5 protein-coding genes are annotated in these 3,955 nt (G+C 59.6%); 3 read left to right on the top strand and 2 right to left on the bottom strand.

Features of this window, described 5'->3' with window-relative positions; translation table 11 throughout:
- Positions 1–890: NAD-dependent formate dehydrogenase (locus JWR14_RS31200; protein ID WP_299717107.1), on the top strand; the 890-nt coding region annotated here is incomplete at its 5' end.
- A 4-nt stretch (positions 891–894) separates the two neighbouring features.
- On the top strand, positions 895–1,458 hold the full coding sequence (locus JWR14_RS31205) for an HPP family protein (RefSeq protein WP_299717108.1): 564 nt from the start codon (positions 895–897) through the stop codon (positions 1,456–1,458).
- Between the two features lie 57 nt (positions 1,459–1,515).
- On the opposite strand, the gene JWR14_RS31210 is transcribed toward JWR14_RS31205, so the two are convergent.
- Positions 1,516–2,304 (bottom strand): aldolase, encoded by a 789-nt coding sequence (locus tag JWR14_RS31210; protein ID WP_299717109.1) that lies wholly within the window; start codon positions 2,302–2,304, stop codon positions 1,516–1,518.
- Positions 2,305–2,326: 22 nt separating this feature from the next.
- On the bottom strand, positions 2,327–3,040 hold the full coding sequence (locus JWR14_RS31215; protein ID WP_299717110.1) for a haloacid dehalogenase type II: 714 nt from the start codon (positions 3,038–3,040) through the stop codon (positions 2,327–2,329).
- 113 nt (positions 3,041–3,153) lie between these two features.
- Here JWR14_RS31215 and JWR14_RS31220 point away from each other — a divergent pair.
- Positions 3,154–3,955 (top strand): LysR substrate-binding domain-containing protein (locus tag JWR14_RS31220; RefSeq protein ID WP_299717112.1); only part of this gene is annotated, 802 nt, incomplete at its 3' end.

The following is a 3,955-nucleotide window of genomic DNA, read 5'->3' on the forward strand; positions in this document are numbered from 1 at the left end:
CCGCCGAGCGGATTGCCCGCGCGCCAAAGCTCAAGCTCGCGCTGACAGCCGGCATTGGGTCGGATCACGTCGATTTGCAGGCAGCAATTGATCGCGGCATCACGGTGGCTGAAGTGACGTTTTGCAATAGCATCAGCGTGGCCGAGCACGTTGTCATGATGATCCTGTCGCAGGTCCGAAATTATCTGCCGTCACATGAGTGGGTCAAGAAGGGCGGCTGGAATATTGCCGATTGCGTCTCGCGTGCTTACGATCTTGAAGGGATGAACGTGGGGACCGTGGCGGCCGGGCGGATTGGCGCGGCGGTGCTGCGCCGGCTCAAGCCCTTCGACGTCAAGCTGCATTACACCGACCGTCATCGTTTGCCCGAAGCGGTCGAGCGCGAGCTTGGCGCGACGTGGCACCCCACTGCTGAATCGATGGCTCGCGTATGCGATATCGTGACCATCAACTGTCCGTTGCACCCGGAAACGGAGCATCTTTTCGATGAGAAGATGATCAGCAAGATGAAGCGTGGCGCGTACATCATCAACACGGCACGCGGAAAAATCGTGGATCGCGACGCGGTTGTGCGCGCGCTGGAATCCGGCCAACTCGCAGGCTATGCCGGCGATGTCTGGTTCCCGCAGCCGGCTCCGAGCGATCACCCGTGGCGCACCATGCCTCATCAGGGTATGACACCGCATACGTCAGGCACGACGCTTTCCGCTCAGGCGCGTTACGCTGCAGGCACGCGCGAGATCCTCGAATGCTGGTTCGCTAAAGAACCCATTCGCGAGGAGTATCTGATCGTCGATGGCGGACGTCTCGCGGGAGTGGGCGCGCATTCGTACAGCGCAGGTAATGCGACCTCGGGCTCGGAAGAGGCCGCCCGTTTCAAGAAGGCTTAATGCCGTGGGCACGCTGGTCCGGCTGTTCGTGGCCGGCGTGCGCATTCCCCGGGCTTTAAATACCATGAACGAACAGATCGCCCGTACGGCGCCCGCAGTTCCTTTAGCGCCGTTCAAACAAGCGGCATTCGGTTTCCTGGGTGGTTTTCTGGCGATTGGCGTGATCTCCCTGCTCGGGCACCTGACGAGCAGTCCGTTGTTGATCGCGCCATTCGGTGCGTCGAGCGTCTTGCTATTCGGCGCCCCCGATAGTGCATTCGCGCAGCCCCGCAACCTTGTATTCGGACATCTGCTTTCCACTGCGGTCGGGTTGGCGGTGTTCTGGTTCGCCGGTCCGGGGATCTGGCAAATGGCGTTGTCCGTTGGGCTTGCCATTGCCCTGATGCAACTTACGCGGTGCGTGCATCCTCCGGCGGGCGCGGATCCGCTGGTGATCATGCTTAGCGGCAACGCTTCAACAGGATTCTTTTTTGTCCCGGTCCTAAGCGGCGTTTGCGTGCTGCTGGTGACTGCGTTGCTGTTCAATAACGTCGTGCGCGGCCGGCGATGGCCCGAGCGCTGGTCATGACATAGCAGACCGGAAGCGGCGACGTGTTGTCGCTTCCGGACAAGCGAACATTGACGCTTATTGTTCGAACCCGTTTCCCTGGTTGCGCAATATTCGGATCGAGCTGTCCAGGTGCGCGCGGGCGCTTTGTGCATCGCCCAAGCGGATTTGTTCATAGGTGCGCTGTGCTATTTCGTGCGGCACAGGTTTAAGCGGCTGGTTGCTGCTCATCGCCTTAAGCTGAACCTCAGCCGCGCGCTCCAGATAATAAAGATCGTCCCAAGCCTCCGCGATGCTGGCGCTCGTCACCATCACACCATGGTTCTTCAGGAACAGAATGTCGGCGTCGCCCATGGCGTCTGCAATACGATCTCCCTCCGATTCATCCAGAGCCAGACCGTTGTAATGCTCGTCGACAGCTGTGCGGCCATAGAACTTCAGCGCCGTCTGCCCGAGCCACAAAAGCGGCGGCCCTTCGACCAGGCACAACGCAGTCGCATTCGGCATATGCGTGTGGAAAGCCGCTTTTACTCGCGGTTTTGATCGATGCAAGCGTGCGTGGATATAAAACGCCGTGGCTTCTGGTTGACCCTCGCCCGCGATCACATGCCCTTCGAAATCGCAAACGAGCAGGCGCGATGCGGTGATCTCACTAAACGCGTAGCCATAGGGATTGACGAGAAACAGATCGTCGTGGCCGGGGACGACTGCCGAGAAATGATTGCAAACCCCTTCCTCGTAACCCCGTTGAGCAGCGAGCTGGAAGCACGCGGCAAGCTCCAGCCGTGCCTGCATGACGGCGTCGGAATCGAGCCGCGCGATACGCGAGGGAGCAGGGGTGCTGCCGATAGAAAGCGAGTGAGCCATGATGATTGATTGCCTTGAAAATTTACCAGCCGAGTCTATTGAATAGCACAGGTACTTGGTCGAGCGTTGGAAGCGTGGCGTCGGGTGTGTAATCCGGCAGCACCGTGCGGCCCGTACCACGATCGATCCACACGCAGCGAAAGCCGACTTCGCGCGCAGCGGCGTGATCGAGATGCGGACTGGCGCAAATATGAACGACATCGTCCTTTGTCACGCCAAGCGAGTCAAAAGCATAGTCGAATATTTTCCGCGATGGTTTATAAGCCCCGGCCTGCTGTGCCGTGACCACACGATCGATCAACCCGCCAAGCTGCGCGACATTGCCCGCGATGATCTCGTCATCCGTATTCGACACAATACACAAACGATAACCCGCCTCCTTAAGCTGCTCCAAAGCAGCGGTCACTTCGGGAAACGGCGGCATGGCGGAGATGCTGTCCGTTAGCGTACGGGCGTCGTCTGCGTCGCTTTGCAAGCCCGACTCATCGAGTGCGAGACGTAATGCATCCGCGGTCACGCTGCGAAACGACCGATGCGGCGAGCTTTGTTCAAGCGCATGTTCATGCCGATCATAAATGCTGATAAATCGAGCCGGATCGATCGTCGCTGTTTGCTTGGCGGACAAGATCTTGCGGACGGCGGCTTGCAGCCCTTCGTCCCACTGGATCAGGGTGCCATAGCAGTCGAAGGTGAGCCATTGCGGCCGTTGGCTGTGTTCAAGTGCGTTGAGAGTCATTGATTTATTCGCTTAGCTGAGTTGATACCGCAAGCGTAAAAGGATTGATCGTTATTTGGAAATTAAATTAAACTCTAAAGGTCAATCGAAATTCAAATAAGCGGCGGTGGCTCATGCTAGATCTCGAGTTGTTGAACACCCTGGTTTGCGTGGTCGATGAAGGCAGCTTTACGCGCGCCGGTGAACGCGTCCACCGTACCCAGTCGACGGTGAGCCAGCAGATCCGCAAGCTTGAGGCGGCAGTTGGCCGTACGCTGCTGCTGCGCGATCGGACCGGCAATCACGTGAGCGCCACCGAGCATGGGGAGTTGCTCGCGCACTATGCGCGGCGGCTGCTGGCGTTATCAAGGGAGGCGCAGGATGCGTTGACCAGCGACGTGGCGCTTGAGCCGGTTCGCATTGGCGTGCCTGAGGATTTCGACGCGCGCCGGATGTCGGCCATGCTGTCGGGATTTGTGAAGATGAAACCCGGCGTACGGCTTGAAACGGTAAGCGGCATGAGTGTCGATCTCCAGCGCAAGCTGGCGGCAGGCGAGGTCGAGATTGCGTTGCTCAAGCGCGAACCGGGAAGCGGAGAGTGCCTCGCGTCGTGGCCCGAATCGCTTGTCTGGGTAAAAGGCGAAGGCGTTGAATTGACGGACGAACCGGTCCCGCTGGCATTGTTTCCGCAAGGCTGTGTGTACCGGCAACGCGCGATCCGTGGCCTGGACAAAGCGCGGCGGCGCTGGCGAGTGGCGTTCGGGAGTCATAGCCTGACCGGGATCCAGGCGGCGGTTTCATCGGGGCTTGGGGTGTCGGTTCTGCCCACGACCGCCGTGCTCCCCGAGCATCGGATCTGCACAGGTCTGCCCGACTTGCCGCCGACCGAACTTGCGTTGGTGAGCGCGGGCGGCGCGCTCAATGCCGTCCAGCAGG

The organism is Caballeronia sp., assembly GCF_028292365.1.
Classification (GTDB): domain Bacteria; phylum Pseudomonadota; class Gammaproteobacteria; order Burkholderiales; family Burkholderiaceae; genus Caballeronia.